Here is a 17948-nt window from a genome sequence, read left to right as displayed (position 1 = left end):
ATGACTCACTCCGCCACATCGGGGACGAGCCCGGACGCGGCGAACAACCAGGTCAATCCGACCATGGGCGACGGGCTGCCCGCGTTCGCCGACGGCGGCGGCTCGGTCGTCGACGTCACGCCCGCCTGGGGCGAGTCGCTGCCCGACTGGGCCGACGACCTCATCGCCCTGCTCACGGCGGGCCAGACGTGGCCGGAGGCGAGTGAGAGCCTGCTGTGGGAGCTGGCCAGGGCGCACCGGGCCGCGACCGTGAGCCTGGTGCGGTCCGTCGACCCGGTGGGAACCGCCGCCGTCTCCGTGCTCAGTGGCATGCAGGGCCCGTCGATGCAGGCGTTCCTGAACCGGCTCGGCGAGCACTACTCGGAGCGGTCCGGACTGCTCGGCGTGGCGAACAACCACTTCGCCTATGCCGCGCAGGCCGACGACTTCGCCCGTGAGACGCAGTATTCGAAGCTGTCGGTCAACGTGGTGTTCTGGATCGCGCTGATCGCCACGTTCATCGCGCTCGTCGCCGCCTTCTACTCGGCGGGCGCCTCCACCAGGTTCATCGGGCCCATCGCCGCCCGCGCCCGGGCCGAGACACTGAAAATCCTCGAACGGCTCGCCGTCGCCGCCGGACGCCCCGCCGCCGCCCAGGCGCTCGCGCGGGGGACCGCGCTGGCCTCGGCCCGGGCCGGCCTGCTCGGCCGCATCCTCGCCAACCCCCTGGGCAGGGAGATCGTCGAGGAGGTCGGCGAGGAGGTCGCCGGCGACGACATCGCCCAGCGCAGGCAGCAGGCGATGGGCACCCGCGACGGCCGGGACTGGAAGAGAACGGGCGCCATCGCGGTCGGCGCGGCGGGCGGCGCGGCCATCGGCCTGCGGGCCGCGCGCCCCGTGAGCAACCTGGTCAACAGGAGACCCCTGCTCAGGAGGCTGAACACCGACGCGCCGGGGGTCGGCAACGCGTTCAGGCGCTTCCCCGGCAGGGCGCTGACGACCGGCCTGACCAACGTCATCGCCTCCCCGGCCGGAAGCATGCTGGGCAACGGGCTCGTGTACGGCCAGTGGGAGATGCCCGACGGGGAGTCGCTGCTGGGGGCCGCTCTCGGCGGGGCCGGCCGTACGAACACGATCAGCCCGTTCAACCCCGACGTCGTCCAGGCGGTCGTCAGCCCGCGTACGGCCCTGGCCTCGGCGTACGACACGAGTGTGCGCACCGACCTGATCCGCGCCTTCTCCGATCCCGCCGCCGGACAGCCCTCCGGCGGCGCACCGGGCTCGGGGGAGACGGGTACCGGCGGCGGCCAGACCGCGAGCAACGGCGGGCACCCGGGCTCGGGCGGCACGAGCACCGCGTCCGTCGCAACGCAACCCCCCGCCGGCCCGGCCGCCGCGCCCGGCGGGGCCGGGCCGGTGCCGAATGCCACGTCGAACGGCTCCGGTCAGGCGTCGGCCACCGCGTCCGGAGTCGGCGGCGGTTCGGCGAGCGCCGCGTCCCACGGACCGGGCCAGTCGGCCGCCACCGCGTCCGCGCAATCCGGCACGAACACCGCGAACCTCACCACGAACGGCGCCAACGCGGCCAGCGCGGCCAGCGCGGCCAGCGCGGCCAGTTCCGCCAGCGCGGCCAGTTCCGCCAGCGCGGCCAGTTCCGCCAGCGCGGCCGGTACGACTGGCGCGGGGGGCGCGGCGGCGGCCGCTTCCGCTGGTGCCGGCTCGGCGGACCCGGGCAACGCGGGTGGTGCCCATCCCGGTGCTGCCGGTGCCGTATCGGGCTCCGGCACGGCGAGCGCCGCGGCAACGGGTGCCTCGGCCGCCGCTCCGGGCGCGGCGAGTGCGACGGCGAGTGCGACGGCGGCGCCCTCCGCGTCCCCCACAGCCGCCGCGTCCCCCGCCTCCCCGGCGCACGCGTCGGCTCGTACGGCGGTCTCCGACACGCTCTTCACGATCGCGCCCGATGCGCTTGTCCTGCGCGACGGCCGGGGCGCCAGGCTGACCGGTCCTGACGGGAGGCCGATCGAGTTCTCGGCCGAGGACATGGAGGCCCTCACCGATCGGCTCGCGGCGCGTGCCGCCGAGGGCGTGGACGCGCACCGGCTGCGCGCTGAGGCCGCCGCCCTGCTGGGGGCCAGGATCGCGGAGGAGAGCCGGGGTCTCCCGGCGGAGGGAGCCCTCGATGCGCTCGCCCGCCTGTCCGGCACGACGCCGGACAGCCGCGCCGCCGCCGTGGAGGTGGCGGGCGAGGTGCTGGAGGACAACCCACGCGGCTGGCGTCCCGGCAGGCTGAGCGACGCGGGGGCCGGGCTGGTGGAGGAGGCGGCGGCGGTCCGGCCGCACGGGCCCGGCCATGCTCTTCGCGTCGGCCGCTCCACCGGCGCCGCAGCGGAGATCGTCCGCCGCGCCGAGAGGCTCGCCGGGGGTCCGGCCGCACCGGATCCCGCTGCGACCGCCACGTCGGCGACACGAGGGCCGGCACCGTCCACGGCATCGTCCCCAACGCCGCCCGCGGCACCGCCCACCCCGCGAGCCGCCACCCGGCCCGGACCTCGGACGACCCGCGGGCGTGGCACGGTGACGGCCCCGGACATCGAGAGAAGCCGCTTCGTCGCCGACGGCAGGCCGCCGCACCTGGCCGACCTGTCGCCGGGGGAGGCGGAGCGGGGCTTCCTGGCGCTGCAGGCGTCCGACGTCGGCCCCGACGTGACGGGGTTGCACCGGGCCGGCGAGCGGACGGTGGTCGTGGACACGGGCCGGTTGGGCGCCCAGCACTTCCGGTACGAGATCGGCCGGGTGCGCGGCGGCCGTCTCGCCAGGACCGGAGTCCGGGCGGGCACGGCCCGCGACCCCCACGTCGTACGGCTGTCGCCGCGCCTGGCGGACGACATCCTGCCCCGGGTCTGGCTGCACGAGATCAGCGACGTCTTCCAGCGGCTTTCCGGCCCCCCGCAGGGGATGATCCGCTCCTTCCTGAGCCGTACGGCGGAGCCGGACCCCGCGGCCTGCGTGACGGCCCGCTACCGGGAGCACGCCCTGCTGGACCGGACGTGGCGGGCGGCCCCGGCAGACGAACGGCCCGCCATCGCGCACGAGATCGAGCAGCTGGCGGGTGAGATCGAGCGGCTCGGGCACGCCGCCCCGGCGCCCCCGTGGTCGGCGCCCCTGCCGCCCGCCGTCGCCTCCCCCGTCGCGCCCGATGCAGCGGCTCAAAACACGACAGCGCAGAGCACGACAACCCAGAGTGCGCCCGATCCGGTGGCGGACCTGCTCGGGCGGGTCCGCGCCCAGCGCGAGACGCTGGCGGACGCGGCCGACGAGCTGAGCAAGGCCGTCCAGGAGAAGGAGAAAAGCCTCAGAGCGGCCCTGCTCGACGCGCACAAGGCGGACAAGGACGCCCGCAAGGCGGCGCGCCAGAAGGACCACGCCGCCGGGGAACGCCGCCGCAAGGCACTGGCGGACCGCGACGTCCACCGCAGGACGGCCGAGCGCGCACAGCGGAGCAAGGAGGCCTACGAGCGGGCGGCGTCGCGGGCGGCCGAGGCGGGCAGGGCGTACGAGGAGCTCGAGAACGCGCTGAACGCCCTGCCCGCGGGCCGGACGGGCCCACCGCCGGCGAAGATCGCACAGTCGGCGCGGGAGGCGGAGGCCGCCCACACCGCGTACACGGAGGCGTTCGCGGCCGCCCTGCCGTCGTCCAGGGCCCTGGCCGAGGTTCTGCCCGAGGCAACACCGGCGGGCCGGCTGCCGCACCTCGAACGGCTCACACAGGTCGTCAACGACATGCTCGAACGCGCGGGCGTCGACCAGCGCTACTCGCCCGACGAGCTGTCGCACGTGTTGCGCTCGAACTTCAGGTGGCTGGTGTCGCAGGACGGCGCGCTGCTGCGGGTGGGCCGCGGCACGCGGGGGGAGCTGCGGCTGCGGCTGAAGGTCACGGACCTGGTCGAGGTCTTCGGCCATCCGGTGCGTCACTCGCAGTCGATGCTCGGCCAGTTGCCGCAGGGGGGCCGCTCGGCCTCCGCCACCGCCAATCGCGCCCTCAGCCTGGCGCCGAATTTCGACCTGAACGCCCTGAGCAAGCCGTGGCAGGACACCCACTGGCTCGCGACGCTGATGCGGTTCGGCCTGTTCAAGGGCGGGTTCACCGTCGGCCGGAGCGAGTCGTTCAACGGCAGCGCGGCGGAGTTCGCGCTGGCCGGCGCGGTGCAGGACAACGCGGGCGAGGCTCTGGTGCTCGACGGGCTCGCCTCGGCGGAGGTGGAGCTGCGCACCGCGACCGGCACCGAGCGGGCGCGCGTGGACAGCGGCACGACCGGCGACGCGCGGAGCCTGCGCATCTATCTGCCGCACACGCACGCGGAGCGGGGACCGGCCGAGGCCACCCGGCTGCCGGACAACCAGTGGCGGCGCACGCCGTTCCCCGAGCATTCGGTCACCGGGCTGACCGGGCTCGCGGACCTCGCCGAGCGCACCGCCGCGGGGGCCGACCGGCCAGAGATCGGCGGCATGACGCGCGATCAGATCTTCACGATCCTGACGAAGGAGCTGCCGGCCCGGCTCGGCGAGGCGATCAACGATCCCGACGGCCTGCGCCGCCCGATCACCGCGAACGGGCGGGTGATCGGCTATGTGCGGATCAAGACCGAGGTCCTGATGAACACGGCACGGCCGGTCGGCACACCGAGCGTCAGGCACCGCCTGGAACGGCTGCGCGTCGGGTTCTCGGGCGCGTCCGGCTCGCGGTCGGCCGGCCGGTCCGGGGAGGTGAAGGGCACCGCGGGCGTCAAGCTTCCCATCGAGGACCAGGGCATGCTCGGCGACGTCGGTCTCGACGGGTACAAGACCGCCACCCCGCGGTTCACCATGGGGCTCGGCCGTTCCTGGTCGCGGTCGCGGTCGATGAGCGCGGGCGGGACCGCCATCCGGCCGAGCGTGCAGCGCTGGGCGGGCCACACCCAGGCGTACGCGCTGGAGCTCGAACACACGGTCACCGTGCATCTGAACGGCGACGACGCTCCCCGGGCGCCCATCGAAGGTTCGAGCACGGGCCTGTTCCGCATGCCCGAGTCGCAGGCCTACCGTCACGGCCTTCCCGTCGACCGGGCGGCCGTGCGGAAGGACGGCCGGCTGAGGGACGACCCGAAGCCCGGCGTGCCGAAGGGCCGCCTGCCCGAGCTGCCCGGCTGGTCGCGCGAGTCCGGGGCGGGGCCCGCGCTCGTCCAGGCGAGCGACCGGCAGGACAGCGTCCGCAACTTCGACGAGGTGCGTGCGAAGGTCGTCGCGGCGCTGGGCAAGCAGGGCCTGCTGCCGGACGAGAAGGGCGGCCTGTCCCGCGACCCGCTGACCCGGGCGAGCCAGATCGCCAACATGATCGAGGTGGCCGAACAGCTCTCCCCGGCCCGGCTGCAGACCGGATACGACCAGGCCAGACAGGACGGGATCGTCCTCGACCTGGTGAGCCAGGGCATCGGGCGGCCCAGCCGGCACTTCACGATGCGCATCCGGTTGACGCAGTCGGGCGGGGAGGAGTTCCAGGGCACCAGCGCCGCCGACATCGTGGCCGACCTCGACATCTCGTCGGAGACCTCCGGCCGGTCGGTCAGCAGGTCGGCCGGCCGGTCCGGCGACCTCGGCCCCGGCCTCGGCCTGGAGACGAAACCGGGCGAGGACGGCTCGACCGGCGGCGGGCCGGGCTTCCACGCCAACAGGGGGCGCACGGCCGGCACGACCCTCAACGACACGGTCAACCACGTCACACTGATCGAGGCCACCTCCCCGGCGGCGGTGTTCGAGGTTCCGCACACGCTCACCGTGGAACTCGTCGAGGACGGCGGGAGGACCAGGACGCTGGCCGAGAGCGACGGCGTGTGGATGCGGGTGCTGCTGCCCTCCGACCTGCTGCCGGAGCGCCGGGCGGAGCCCTCGCCCGCCCACCCGACGTCCAGGGAGGCGCTGAGCCTCGCCACCCTGCTGCACGTGGACGGGAGCGGCGTGCTCGACGCCCTCGGCTCGGTGCTGCCGAGGGCGATGCGGCCGGGCTCGATGTCGTACCACCACCTCGCCGAGGCGTTCAACGTGCGCGCCCTCATCTCCCATCCGGAATGGCTGAGCGCAGACACCGCCGGGCCGGCCGGCACGTACGGCACCGCGACGGCCGTGCGCCCGCGCGGCCTGCGCACGCACCGGGCGTCGGCGTGGATCACGGCCGAGCCGGGCGAGTCGACGTTCGTCACCGCGGCCGACCTCGTGATCGGCGACATCAACTTCACGATGGGCGCGCACTCCACGCGGATGGAGACGCGGGGCGGACGGTCCGCTGACGTCTCGACCGGCGTCAACGAGGATCTGCCCGGCCCGTTCGGCAGCACGCAGGGGGCCGGCGTGTCCGGGGCGGGGAGCAGGGCGTCCTCGACCACCGACACGGCGATCTGGGGCAGGGAACGGCTGGCCATCGACACCGGCAAGCACTACGTGTTCGCGATGAAGGCGGATATCACGGTCTCCGGGGACGAGTCGGGAAACCGCCGGGCCGACGCCGAGCTGCCGGGCAGAACGGTCGTCTACTCCCTCCCGGAGCGCGACGCCCTCGCCCTGTACGGCAAGGGCGAGGTCAAGCTCCCGCTCGGCCAGGTGGCCGACGCGGTGACACGGCTGCTCGACGGCACCCTTGAGCTCGACCCGCGTACGGCGGTGCCGATGGTCCGCAGATACCTGGCCGACCGGGCGCTGGCGCGCAGGGCCGGTCGTCCCCGGCTCGACCTGGAGCGGAAGCATCCCCGCGCCGTGCTCTTCGAACGGCTCGTCAAGGACTTCCCCATGGGCCGGGCGCCCGGGCTCAAGCAGATGCAGGACAGGCTGCCGGACCTCGCCACCCGGGTGGACGTGCCCGACCTGTACGAGGAATCCCTCGGCGAGAGCACCGTGAAGGCGGTCCGGCTCACGGCCCCGGACGGCACACCGACCCGGCTGCTCGACCAGGTGCTCGGCCAGATCGGCACGGTGGCGCCCGGCGCGCTGAAGCGCGACCCGGTCCTGCTGCGCAGCCTGTTCGGCGACTTCGCCGGCAGACGCTGGTGGGGCAAGCTCGACGACATGACCGGACCGGCCGGCTTCGTCAAGACGTACTCGCTCAGGATCGGCCCGCACCTCACCGAGGACGTGACGCTCAGGATCACGGCGGAGCTCCACGGCGACCAGGCGACGTACGGCGGGAGCGTCCACAACTTCGGCCAGATCCTGCAGGACTACCTCTACGGCCAGCAGGACGCCGCCGAGTCCTCCGGCAGGACGTTCGGCGGCAACGCGAACGCCGGAGCGGGACAGGACGCCGCCGCCGGCGGCGGCCGAGCGGTCGCCACCGACCGCTCGCACACCGGCTCGGCCTCGATCGGCACCCAGCGGACCCGCATCCAGCGTCATTCGGCGTTCCGCGGCGGGCAGCTCGTCGAACATCCGGTGACCATCAGGATCGAGGTCGAGCGGTCGTCGGGCCGCCTGCGCGGCGCCGTCGCGAGGACCACCCGCGTCCCCCGGACCAGCCACGTCACGCTGCGCGGCACCATGACCAGGGTGCTGCCGGACGGCATGGTGGCGAAACAGGGCACGGTTGCCGCGCGGCCGCCCGCGCGGCCCGACGTACGGCGGGTCGAGCCGCCGGAGGTCTTCGCGACCGAGGGGATCAAGTCCGACGGGCTGCTGCGCGCGGTGTTCGGCCGGCTCGCCCGGCCGGACCTCCTCGGCGGGACCGCCGCCATGGAGCACTACGCCGAGCTGGCCAAGGCCTTCACCGGCAACGGGCTGGCGACCCGGCTGGAGCGGATGACCGGCCCCGACGGGCACCGTCTCATCCGGCTGCCGATGCCGGGCAGGCCCGGCCAGGTGGTGGACGTCCGGGTGCACGCGGACCTCTCCGAGCCCGATCCGGTGGCCTTGAACCTGCAGGACACCGAACTGGGGCAGGTGGACCGCGAGCAGAACGTCGCGGGCACCTCCACCGACCGGGGGCAGATGCTGCCGCTCGGCCGGACGTACAGCGGGGGGCTGGCCGCGGGCGCCGGTACCGACGTCGGCGCCGGCGACCAGACCGCGCAGTCGAGCGCGGGCAGCGGCGGCGTCCGCGACGAGACCAGCGTGTTCGAGAAGGGCACCGGGGCCCTGGTGCGGTTCCGGGTCGACTTCGACCTCCGGTTCGAGGTGCGCCGGGTGGCGCCGGACGGCGCGGAGACGCTGCTGCGGGCGGTGGAGGTCCCCCACGGCGCGACCGGCAGGGCCCACCTGATCATGTTCCAGCACGCGTTCGAGGAGATGCTGGCCCGTCGCGACGCCGGTCCCGTGCGGCCGATGTGGGACTTCCGGCGGCAGCGGCCCACGGCGCCCGGCGTGTTCTTCTCCCACGACGCCGTGCGCGGGATGGCCGCGAGGCACCCGTCATACGACCCTGCGGCGCCGACCAGGGCGATGGCCGAGGCCCTCAGGGGCCGGACGGGAACGCTGCCGGTGGGCATCGTGGCCGACCTCGGCAACGTGCATCCCATGGCGCTCGTGGAGGAGGCCAGGCTGCTGTCCCGCGACCTCGGCGCCGACGTCCACCTCCACCTGAGGCGGCCCGACGGCACCGTGGAGCGCTACCGCGCCACGCCCGTGGGCGAGCTGACCGGCGACTCCTTCGCCGAGGCGCTCGGCAGGGTGCCGCCCGACCTGGTGGCGCTGGCCGGCCGGCACGACCTCGACCTGCGCGACCTGTACGACGGGCGGCCCGGCGGGTTCGCCGACCGGATCGCCGAACGGCTCGACGCCCTCGGCGTGTCCAGGGACGCACCGGCCGACCCGGGCTGGCCGGTGCCCGAGACCGCGGCGGACGGCACCTGGGGTGGCAACCCCCTCGTCACCGGCCCTCCGGGCGGCAGCGTGACGGCCGAGGCCATCGAGCGGACCGCGTTCGTGGCCGGCGGCAGGGCCCCGCACCTGCCGGACCTGTCGAACGACGAGATCCCCCCGGCCGTCGCCGACCTGCGCCCGTCGGACTTCGGCAGGGGCGTCCACGCCGTGTCCGTGACGCCGGACGGCAGGGTCGTCACCGTTGAGACCGCCCGGTTCGGCACGCAGCGCTTCGTCGTGCTGCCCGAGGACCCCGGCGGCGGACGCCCGGGCCGTACGGAGGTCCACATGGGCACGGGCCCGGACCCGCACGTGACCCGGCTCGCGCCGAGACTGGCCCCCGACGTGGTGGCCCGGGTGCTGCTGCACGAGGTCAGCGACACCCTGCAGAAGCGCGCCGCGGCGCAGCAGGGCGTGGTGCGCGCCTTCCTGAACGCACTGAATCCCGGCTACGACGCGTGCGCCGCCGCCCGCCGCAACGAGCACGCCTACCTGTCCCGCAAGTGGCGGGCGGCGTCCTCGGACGAGGAACGGGCGCGGCTGCGGCACGAGATCGAGGCGGTCGCCCGGGACCTCGGGGCGCGGGGTCGGCCGGCGCCCCCGCCGCCGTGGGTCACCGCGCCGCCTTCCGCGCCGGTCCTCGACGTGTGGGAGCGGATGCGCAGGCTCAGCAACCCCTCCGGCGGGGAGCCGCCCGACGATGAGGACGACGCCGCCGAGCCGGAGGAGACCGGACAAGGACGGGTGATCTGATGCCGTACTCGATCGCGAGGAGCAGGGACGAGGCGCACCTCTACCTCGACCTGAACCCCTGCGCCTGCGGCTCGGCCGGCACCGACTGGGACAGCGGCCTGACGAGTGCCGAGGGGGAGCTGGTCACCTGTTACGCGGGGCGGTGCGCGGCGTGCGGCGCCGAGCGGGAGTACCTGTTCGGCCTTTCCGAGCGCGAGGTGACGCCCACCGGCTACCCGGCGTTCGGTGGCGCGGAGCCGTCCGAGCTGCTGGACCCCGGCGAGTGGATGTGGGTGGCCGACCTGACGGCGGGCAACGTCCCGGAGGGTGGGGAGCGGCAGGCGCTGTCCATCGCGCGGGCGGCGGTCGAGGAAGTGATCAAATTCGTCCCGCCCGGGCAGGACGAGGTGCCCGAGGAGGCGTTCTGGTCGGAGCGCGGACGGGCCGTACGCGCCGCGGAGCCGGGGCGGTTCCGCCTCGACCGGCTGCTCGTCGTCCGCGACACCTACCGCGAGCTGGCCGGGGCCTAAGGTGACTGGAATGGAGCAGGCAGTGCCGATCCCGTACGCGCGGACGCTCGCGGAGGCCCGGCTGTATCTCGCGCTGACGGTGGAGGAGGCCGGCCGGGAGGAGCCGCCGGTCGAGGGCATTGAGGGGTGGACGCTGCGGTCCGGCGGCGTCGAGGTGCTCGTGCCGTACGCGAGCGAGGCGGAGGCCCGCGACGAGGGGGAGCCGTTCGGCGTAGGCCCGTCCGCGCTGCTCGACCCCGGCCAGTGGCGGCTCGCGAGTGCCGCGTACGCGCGCCGGGCGCTCGCCGACGACCTCGAGTACGCCGAGGAGCCGGGGGACGAGAGGCTCTTCCTGCGGGTGGTGAGCGGCTGGGAGGCGGCCAGGGACGCGCTCGCGGAGGTGCTCAAGTTCATCCCGCCGGGCGAGCGGGAGGTGCCCGCCGAGGCCTTCCGGACCGAGGCGGGCCTGGCCGCCCGCGAGGCGGAGCCCGAGAGCTTCCTGCGCGACCGGCTGGCCGAGGACATCGCGTTCTACCAGCAGAACCTGGACGACTTCCGCAGCCTGAACGGCTGACCTACTTGCCGACGGACACCGGCACGCGGGCGGCGGCGGGGTCGAGCGCCGGCCCCTCGGGGATGAGGTGCAGCAGGTGCGCGGGCACCGGCGTGGCGTCGGACGCGTCGTAGCCGAGCTTCGGCAGCAGGTCGGCCGAGGCGACGGCGAACCTGCGGCCCTGGTCGGTGACCAGGTAGTAGTTCGTGATCGACGCCACCTGTCCCTCGCCCGGCAGCAGCCCGGCGACCGCCGCCGATCCCGGCGGGAGCAGCACCTGGTCGAAGCTCTCCTGGCCGCCGGGGGTCCGGGGCGTGGGGATCGCGATCGAGGCGCCGACCGTCAGCGTCGCCCGGGTCGAGCCGCCGCGGGCGCCCGCGTGGACCGCGCACAGCGGCGTGGTGGAGGAGGGGGAGACCACGGAGGGCATCGTCTCGGGCAGCCCGCCCCCCGTCACGCTCCGCTTGGACGGCGCGGCGTTGGCCGTGGCCGCGTCGATCGTGACGGCCCGCGGGGGACGCCTGCCGTACGCCGCCTTGATGCCCGGGTCGGCCAGCATGAGCGTGGCCTGGGTGACGGTGATCGGCGCGAGGCCGTCGGACAGCAGGACGTACCAGCGGGCGGGGGCGCCGGCGATGCCGGGCACGGTGAAGACCTGTCCGACCGCCGCCGTGCCCCCGCCCGGGTTCCGCGTCTTCTTGCCCAGGTCGGGCACCTTCGGGCCGCTGAAGTCGGGGCCCTCGGGGACGGCGTTGAGCCAGGCGGCGGGCACCTTCCTGGGCTGGGCGTTGAGCGCGCTCACCGCGCTGGAGCTCGCCCGCATCCGCCGGTCGCCCCAGACCACCCACTTCTGCCGGCCGTCGTCCACGACCATGGCGCCGCCGCCGAGGGGCCTGCCGCCGACGTCCAGGCCGCCCACCAGCGTGACGTACGGCCGGGGCGCCCCGGTGGCGTCGGGGCCGTCCACCACGCACACCGACCACGGGCCGTGCACCAGCTTGTCCTTGGCCGGCAGCGAGTCGGGCGCGCCGGGGATGCCGACGAGCGGCCCGCGCGGCAACTCGGCCAGCGAGGCGGCGGAGACGTCGCGGACGGTCACGTCGGGGGTGTCGAGCAGCAGCCGGGCGGAGACGTAGTTCGCCACGGGGAGCAGCGCGCGCTCCTGCCGGCTGTAGACGTAGGTCGCGCCGGTGTCCTGCTCGACGAGGAGCTGACCGGGCTCGGTGAGCTTGGTGGCGCCGCCCGGCTTGATCACGCCCCAGATGCCGAAGACGGCGAGCAGGAGCACCGACAGCAGGACTCCGCAGAACGTGGCCAGGTTGTGCCGCCGCATCGGCGACTCCGCCACGTCCGGCTCGCCCTGCAGCAGGGCCTGACCCAGGCGCTGCTGCATCAGCCGGTATGCCTGGTAGAGGTCCTTCCGGGTCTGCACGTCACCTCTCCCTGTCAGAGGGCATGACCGTCAGCATATTGGCCTCCCGGCACCGTTGTGATCTCCGTTGCCGTCCCGGCTCGTCGGCCCGCCCCCGTGCCGGTCTCGGTTCCGGGCGTGCGGAAAAAAGGGAATGGAGTGGTGGAAAAGGCGAGAATTTCTCGGTCGTCGATATAGCCGCTCGGCATAAGGGGTTCACATGATTGACAAACGATTTACGGTGAGGGCGGCCCCTTTGTCGATGAAGGAGTGACTGGATGAGTAACAGCTTGCTCGGCGGCGACCCCGCGGAGATGCAGGGCATGGCCGCGCAGTTCAGCCAGCAGGCGGACCAGGTTCGCGCCACGATGGCCAACCTCGACCGTGAGGCGGCCAAGGTCGGCACCGCCTGGACCGGCCCCGGCGCGCAGCGCTTCCACGACGCCTGGCAGAGCTACCGAGCGGCGTTCCAGCGCATGGCGGAAGAGCTCAACGAGGCCTCCCGGGTCATCACCACCTACCGCGGCAACATCGAGTCCGCGACTCGCTGACAGCCGGCCGCCGGACCACCATGGAGTGCCATGGAGGTCCGGCGGTTTTCGTATTCGGAGCTTCGCCGTGAGGCGCGGAAGGGGTTCAGTCGGGCGCCGCGGCCTGGATCGGGGTCGCGGTGCCCGAGACGACCAGCAGGCCGCGCCCGGGTGGCCCGCCGACGGCGCCGCGCGGCAGCCGTACGGCGAACAGGTCCCCGTCGGCCGGGCTCTGCACGTTGAGCAGCAGGCCGGTCCTGCCCTTGCGCGCCTCGGCCGCGAACCCCCGGTAGGCCGTCGCCAGGTCGCCGGTGGCCCCGGCGATGAGCAGGCCGTGCTCGCCGTCCCGCCCGGTGCGCAGGATCTCGTCCAGGGCCAGGCCGAGCGGGGAGTCGGGCGAGATGAGCTCCGCGTCGTCCACGGCCACCACGTAGCGCTCGTGCCCGGCGACCAGCGCGAGCGGGTCGACCGCGCCGGGCAGGCCGCCGAAGTCGTCCGCGCCGCCCCCGGTCACGCTTCTGGCGTTGCCGTCCAGCACGGCGAGCACCCCCGGCGCCCCGGCGAGGTCGCGCAGCGGGCTGCGGCGCGGGGTCACGACGAGCAGGGGCGTGCCCCGGTCGAGCAGTGAGCGCGCCGCGGTGACCAGCGCGGACGACCGTCCCGAGCGCGGCGGCCCGGCGATCACGGCGGCCGGTCCCTGGCCCTGCAGGTCCACGCCCATCGGGGCGAGGGCGTCGCCGCCCGCGCCCAGCAGCGCCCACAGGGCCGACGGCGGCCGGTGCGCGGGCGCCAGGTCGAGCGCCTGCCTCGCCGTGATCCGCATCGGCAGCGCGTCCACCCGCAGCGGCGGCTCCGACGGCCAGGCCCACGTGCCGGGGACGTCCGAGCCGGGGGTGTGCGAGCCGGGGACGTCCGACCTCCCGAACCGCGCGGCCGCCGTACGGGCGAGCTCCTGCAGGACGGCCACCTGCGCGGGGCCAGAAGGGTCCTCGCACAGCAGGGCGAGCTGGCTCTCCACCAGGCCGTGCTCGCCGACGGCGAGGGCCCTGCCCGGGGGCATGGAACTCGGCAGGTCGCGCACCGGCAGCCCGGCGAGCCCGTAGTCCGCGGGGTCGGCGAGCCGCAGCACGAGCCGGTCCTCGAAGACCGTGGAGATCTGCCCGAGCAGGCCCGACCGGTCGGCGGTGACCACGGCCCGCAGGCCCACGGCCGGTCCTTCCCGCAGCAGTTGCAGCAGGGCGTCGACCAGCCGCCCGTAGTCGTAGTTCTCGAACGCGGCGACGTACCCCTCCCAGCGGTCCACGAGCAGCACCATCCAGGGCAGCGCCCCCACGCCCGTACGGTCGCGGGCGGCCCGTGAACGGGCGGCGGCGCGCGCCTCGGCCAGCGAGGCGTACCCTGCCTCGGCCAGCAGGTGCTGGCGGCGGCCGACCTCCGCGCGCAGGCGGGTCAGCAGGCGCTCGACCCGGTCGAGCTGGTCGCGGGTGACCACCGCGCCGCAGTGCGGCAGCGCGACGAGCGGCAGCAGCGCGCCCGACCCGCAGTCGACGGCGTGGACGTGCACGTCCTCGGGGGAGGCGCCGGCCGCGATCGAGCCCGCGATCGTGCGCAGCGCGCTGGAGCGGCCGCTGCGGGCGCCGCCCGCGATCAGCAGGTGGCCGCCGTGCCGCATGTCCAGCGCGAGCGGGCGGCGGCCCTGCTCCCACGGCAGGTCGGTCACGCCGAACGGGAGCGGCGGCACCTCCTCGACCCCCGGCCGGTACGGCGCGGCGCCCGCGAGCAGGCCGCCGGGGGAGTCCGCGGTCCCGGTGTCGAGGACGACCTGCCCGGGCAGGGGCGGCAGCCACGGGCTCGGCTGACGGGGCATGTCGCTCCCGGCCTCCCGCAGCGCGTCCACGAGCAGGGCCAGGTCGGTTCCGTCCGCGGCCTGGGCGGGCGGGGCGGGCAGCGGGTGTCCGAGCGCCTGCCAGGGCAGGTCGAGCACCCGCACGCTCTCCCCGGCGTCGGCCGCCCCCGCACCGCGTGGCCGGGGTGTGCGGCCGCCGATCCTGGCGGTCTGCACCGCCACGGGCGCTCCGGAGCCCGCCCGCACGTAGCAGCGGCCCGGCGTCGTGCGGGAGATGTGCGCGGCGTCGGGCACGTCGATGACGTCGGAGGACTCGGTGGCGTCGGTGACCCGCAGCGCGATCCTGAGCGAGGTGTTGGCCTGGATGTCGGCGGTCACCACGCCGCCGGGCCGCTGCGTGGCGAGGATCAGGTGGATGCCGAGCGAGCGGCCCCTGCGCGCGATGTCGACCAGCCCTTCGACGAAGTCGGGCAGCTCCGTGACCAGGGCGGCGAACTCGTCGATGATCAGCACGAGCCGGGGCAGCGGCGGCAGGTCCTTCTTGCTTCCGGCGGTCTCCGGCACCGGGGCGGCGAAGATGCCGCCGCCGCGCGCCCGCAGGACGCCGCCCGCGCCGAGCACCCAGGTGGCGCCGCGGGCCCGCTGGTAGTCCTCGATGTCCTTGGCCCCCGCGTCCAGCAGCAGGCGTTCCCTGCGCCGGATCTCGGCGGCCAGCGACGACAGGGCCCGCTGGGTCAGATGGCCGTCGAGGTCGCTCACCATGCCGACCGTGTGCGGGAGCCGTACGCACTCCTTGAAGGCCGCACCGCCCTTGTAGTCGATGAGCACGAACGTCATCTCGTCCGGCCGGTTGGCCACGGCGAGCGAGCAGATCAGCGTCTGCAGCAGCTCCGACTTGCCCGCGCCGGTCGTGCCCGCGACCAGGGCGTGCGGCCCGTCCCTGCTCAGGTCCACCTCGAACGGTCCGTCCGGTCCCACACCGATCAGGGCCCGGGTCGTACGGCCCTGCCGTTCGGCGAGCGCGGCGGGCTCGAGCGGCGCCTCCAGCAGGTCGAGCAGGCGGACCGCGTCGGGCAGGGCCGCAGAGGGGTCGTCGCGGCTCACGTCGCGCAGCGGGGCGAGCGCGCGGGCCAGGCGTTCGGCCCAGGACGGCGAGACCTGGTCGGCGCGGATGCCGGTGATCGGGTCGAGCCCGCCGCCGTGGAGGCGCACGCCCCCGTCGCGGTCGCAGGACACGACCGTCGCGCACTCCTCGGGCAGCAGCCGCTCGTCGTCGTCGATCGCGATCGTGTAGACCCCGGCGCGCGGGCCCTGCCGCAGCACCTGCGGCATGCCGGGCAGGCCGCGCAGCACCTGCGCGCCGTCGAGCACGACGAGCACGTCGAACGGCCGCTCGTCGTAGGTCGCGAAGGCCGGCTCGGCGGGCCGGTTGCCGCTCGCACGACCGAGGTCGTCCCAGCCGGCCGGGCCGCCGGACAGGCGGGCGCCGCGCGGCGCCCCCGGGTAGGGCCCCGAGCCGTTCTCCGCGTCGAGTCGCTCCGTCACCAGGGCGGCGAGCTCGGCGACCCTGCGGGCGGCGGCCTCGGGGTCGGCGCCGACGAGCGCGGCGCAGTCGGACGACAGGGCGCCCCCGCGCGCGGCGTCGGGGGCGCAGTGCGGCAGCCAGCGCACCCAGCCCCACTGCCCGGCGCCGTCGGCGTTGGCCGACAGCACCACGACGGCCAGGTCGCGCGGGCTGTGCAGGGCGGCGGCCTGGCCCACGAGCCAGCGGGCGCAGCCGAGCGCCACGTCCCTCGGGCCGGTGAGCCCGGCCACGCCGAGCCGCCGCATGACCAGCGCGACCGGGACGTCGTGGCAAAGGGGCGGCTCCCGGCGGGGGACGTCCTGCGGCGTGCCGCTCTCGGGCTCGAACTCCAGGTCCGCGGGCAGGTCGGCCAGTCCCACGCGCAGCCGCAGCGCGTCGCGGTCGTGCACCCGGCGCTCCCAGAGTCGGCGGCGCGGGCCGGTCGCGGTGAGCAGCACCTCGGCCGGATCGGGCGCGCCGCCACGCCTGGCCTCCTCGTCCTGCCGCACCGCGCGGGCCACCTCCTCCTCGAAGGCGGCCAGCCGCTCGCGGTACGCCTTGAGCGCCCGGCGGTGCTTCTTCCTGCCGTGCCTGCGGTCGCTCACCCACTGGCCGATCATGATGAGCGGCGTCATGAACGCGATCAGCAGGTAGTACCAGGTGCCGGTGACGGCGGCCATGACCACACCGAGGACGGCGGGCAGCAGCGCGGCCAGCAGCTGCAGCCGCATGCCCTCGCCCCGCTTCGGCTCGGCGGGGACCGTGAACCGCCGCTGCCGCTCCGGCCGCTGCAGGCGCGGCGGGCGGTTGTAGGCGAGCCCGCCGTCCGGCAGCGCGTCGAGGTGGGCGTCGGGCGGCAGGACCGGTCCCAGCGCGAACACCGAGCCGCCGCAGGCGAGCATGCCCGAGGCCGGCCACGGCACCGCCGTCGTGAGGGGCTCGCCCTCCAGCCGGGCCGCCGGGTCGCCGCCGGAGGTCACGGGTGCCGCGGGCTCCACGGTGGCCGTGCCGGGGGCCAGCCGCACCACCAGCGCGACCGGCGGCATCCGCGGGTCGGGTACGGAGATCGCGCAGGCGGGGTCGGCGCCGATCGTGTGCGCGCCGAACCCGATCCGGTGGACGGCTCCCGCGCCGGGCCCGCCCACGACGCGCAGCTCGGCCTGCCCGCCGGGCTCCTCGGTCACCGTCGCCACGGCGGCGTGGCCGTCCACGGCCACCAGGTCGCCATCCCTGAGCAGGCCGAACACGGGCGCGTCCGGGTCGACCGGGCGGCCGTCGACCCACAGTCTCGCCTCACCCTGCGGCCGGGCCTGCCGGTCCCGGTCCAGGTCGTACGGCGCGCGGGCGTGCGGAAGCCGTACGACGTTGGCCGGCCGGGCGGCGGCGCCGTCGAGCAGGTCGGCGAGCGCCGCGGCCAGGGCGGCGGCCGTGGTGCTCTCGTCGCCCTCGACCAGCACGTCGCGACGGCCGTCCTCGCCGACCACGGTGAGCGTTATCCGCATGCGCGAACTCCCAGAAGGCGGTTGTACGGCGGCCTCGCGGAGAGCGTTTCATCCCGGCGCGTTCCCGTGAAGATCTCCGGGTGCGGCCCTGCGGAGACACCGTAGCCGCGCCACCCGCGCTCATCTGGGCGTTTTCCGGAATAGGTAAAGGTGCCTGTCATGCCACACTTCGACGTCACCGCCGGGAGAGTCCTTCCGCGTACGGATCCGCTTGCGTGCCGTCCGCAATGCACGAACAGTGTGAATGGTGTGACAACTGGGAAAGAAGTGCATACGTACTATCACGAAATATCGTGAGAGTAAAGCCTTGTGTCGATATGGCGATAGATCGACTCCCGTTGACAGGCGTATTCCTAACGGATAAGCATGGGTCGCGCATCAGGGCACTTATGGCGGCGCAAGCTGGCCATAATGGAGTGAATTCGCAACAAACGGCAAGACCGTA

Annotated in this window: 6 protein-coding genes; 4 read left to right on the top strand and 2 right to left on the bottom strand. The window is 74.9% G+C overall.

What is annotated here, in order from left to right:
- Genes AAH991_RS09825 through AAH991_RS09815 form a run of 3 tightly spaced genes read left to right on the top strand, consistent with a single transcriptional unit; the run spans window position 1 to window position 10671 of the window.
- Window positions 1-9609, top strand: a complete 9609-nt coding sequence (locus tag AAH991_RS09825; protein ID WP_346225451.1) for a WXG100-like domain-containing protein — start codon at window positions 1-3, stop codon at window positions 9607-9609.
- On the top strand, window positions 9609-10118 hold the full coding sequence (locus AAH991_RS09820; RefSeq protein ID WP_346225450.1) for a hypothetical protein: 510 nt from the start codon (window positions 9609-9611) through the stop codon (window positions 10116-10118). Before AAH991_RS09825 ends, AAH991_RS09820 begins: the two co-directional genes overlap by 1 nt.
- A gap of 10 nt (window positions 10119-10128) precedes the next feature.
- A complete protein-coding gene (locus AAH991_RS09815) occupies window positions 10129-10671 on the top strand; it encodes a hypothetical protein (RefSeq protein WP_346225449.1) in 543 nt (180 codons plus the stop codon).
- 1 nt (window position 10672) lies between these two features.
- On the opposite strand, the gene eccB is transcribed toward AAH991_RS09815, so the two are convergent.
- Window positions 10673-12082 carry a type VII secretion protein EccB gene (gene eccB / locus AAH991_RS09810; RefSeq protein ID WP_346225448.1) on the bottom strand — a complete coding sequence of 470 codons (1410 nt, stop codon included), beginning with the start codon at window positions 12080-12082 and terminating at the stop codon, window positions 10673-10675.
- Window positions 12083-12339: 257 nt separating this feature from the next.
- Here eccB and AAH991_RS09805 point away from each other — a divergent pair, with 257 nt between their 5' ends.
- A complete protein-coding gene (locus tag AAH991_RS09805; RefSeq protein WP_169986113.1) occupies window positions 12340-12612 on the top strand; it encodes a WXG100 family type VII secretion target in 273 nt (90 codons plus the stop codon).
- Between the two features lie 85 nt (window positions 12613-12697).
- Here the strand turns inward: AAH991_RS09805 and AAH991_RS09800 are convergent, their stop codons facing one another.
- Complete coding sequence (locus tag AAH991_RS09800) at window positions 12698-17503, bottom strand: FtsK/SpoIIIE domain-containing protein (RefSeq protein WP_346225447.1); 4806 nt, start codon at window positions 17501-17503, stop codon at window positions 12698-12700.
- Window positions 17504-17948 lie beyond the last annotated feature (445 nt).

This window comes from Microbispora sp. ZYX-F-249 (genome assembly GCF_039649665.1).
Taxonomy (GTDB): domain Bacteria; phylum Actinomycetota; class Actinomycetes; order Streptosporangiales; family Streptosporangiaceae; genus Microbispora; species Microbispora maris.
This window is presented reverse-complemented; position numbering and strand designations above follow the sequence as displayed.

Coding starts and splice junctions, on each gene's coding strand:
- AAH991_RS09825 (WP_346225451.1), top strand. CDS start 1: ATGACTCACTCCGCCACATCGGGGACGAGCCCGGACGCGGCGAACAAC.
- AAH991_RS09820 (WP_346225450.1), top strand. CDS start 9,609: ATGCCGTACTCGATCGCGAGGAGCAGGGACGAGGCGCACCTCTACCTC.
- AAH991_RS09815 (WP_346225449.1), top strand. CDS start 10,129: ATGGAGCAGGCAGTGCCGATCCCGTACGCGCGGACGCTCGCGGAGGCC.
- AAH991_RS09805 (WP_169986113.1), top strand. CDS start 12,340: ATGAGTAACAGCTTGCTCGGCGGCGACCCCGCGGAGATGCAGGGCATG.
- AAH991_RS09800 (WP_346225447.1), bottom strand. CDS start 17,503: ATGCGGATAACGCTCACCGTGGTCGGCGAGGACGGCCGTCGCGACGTG.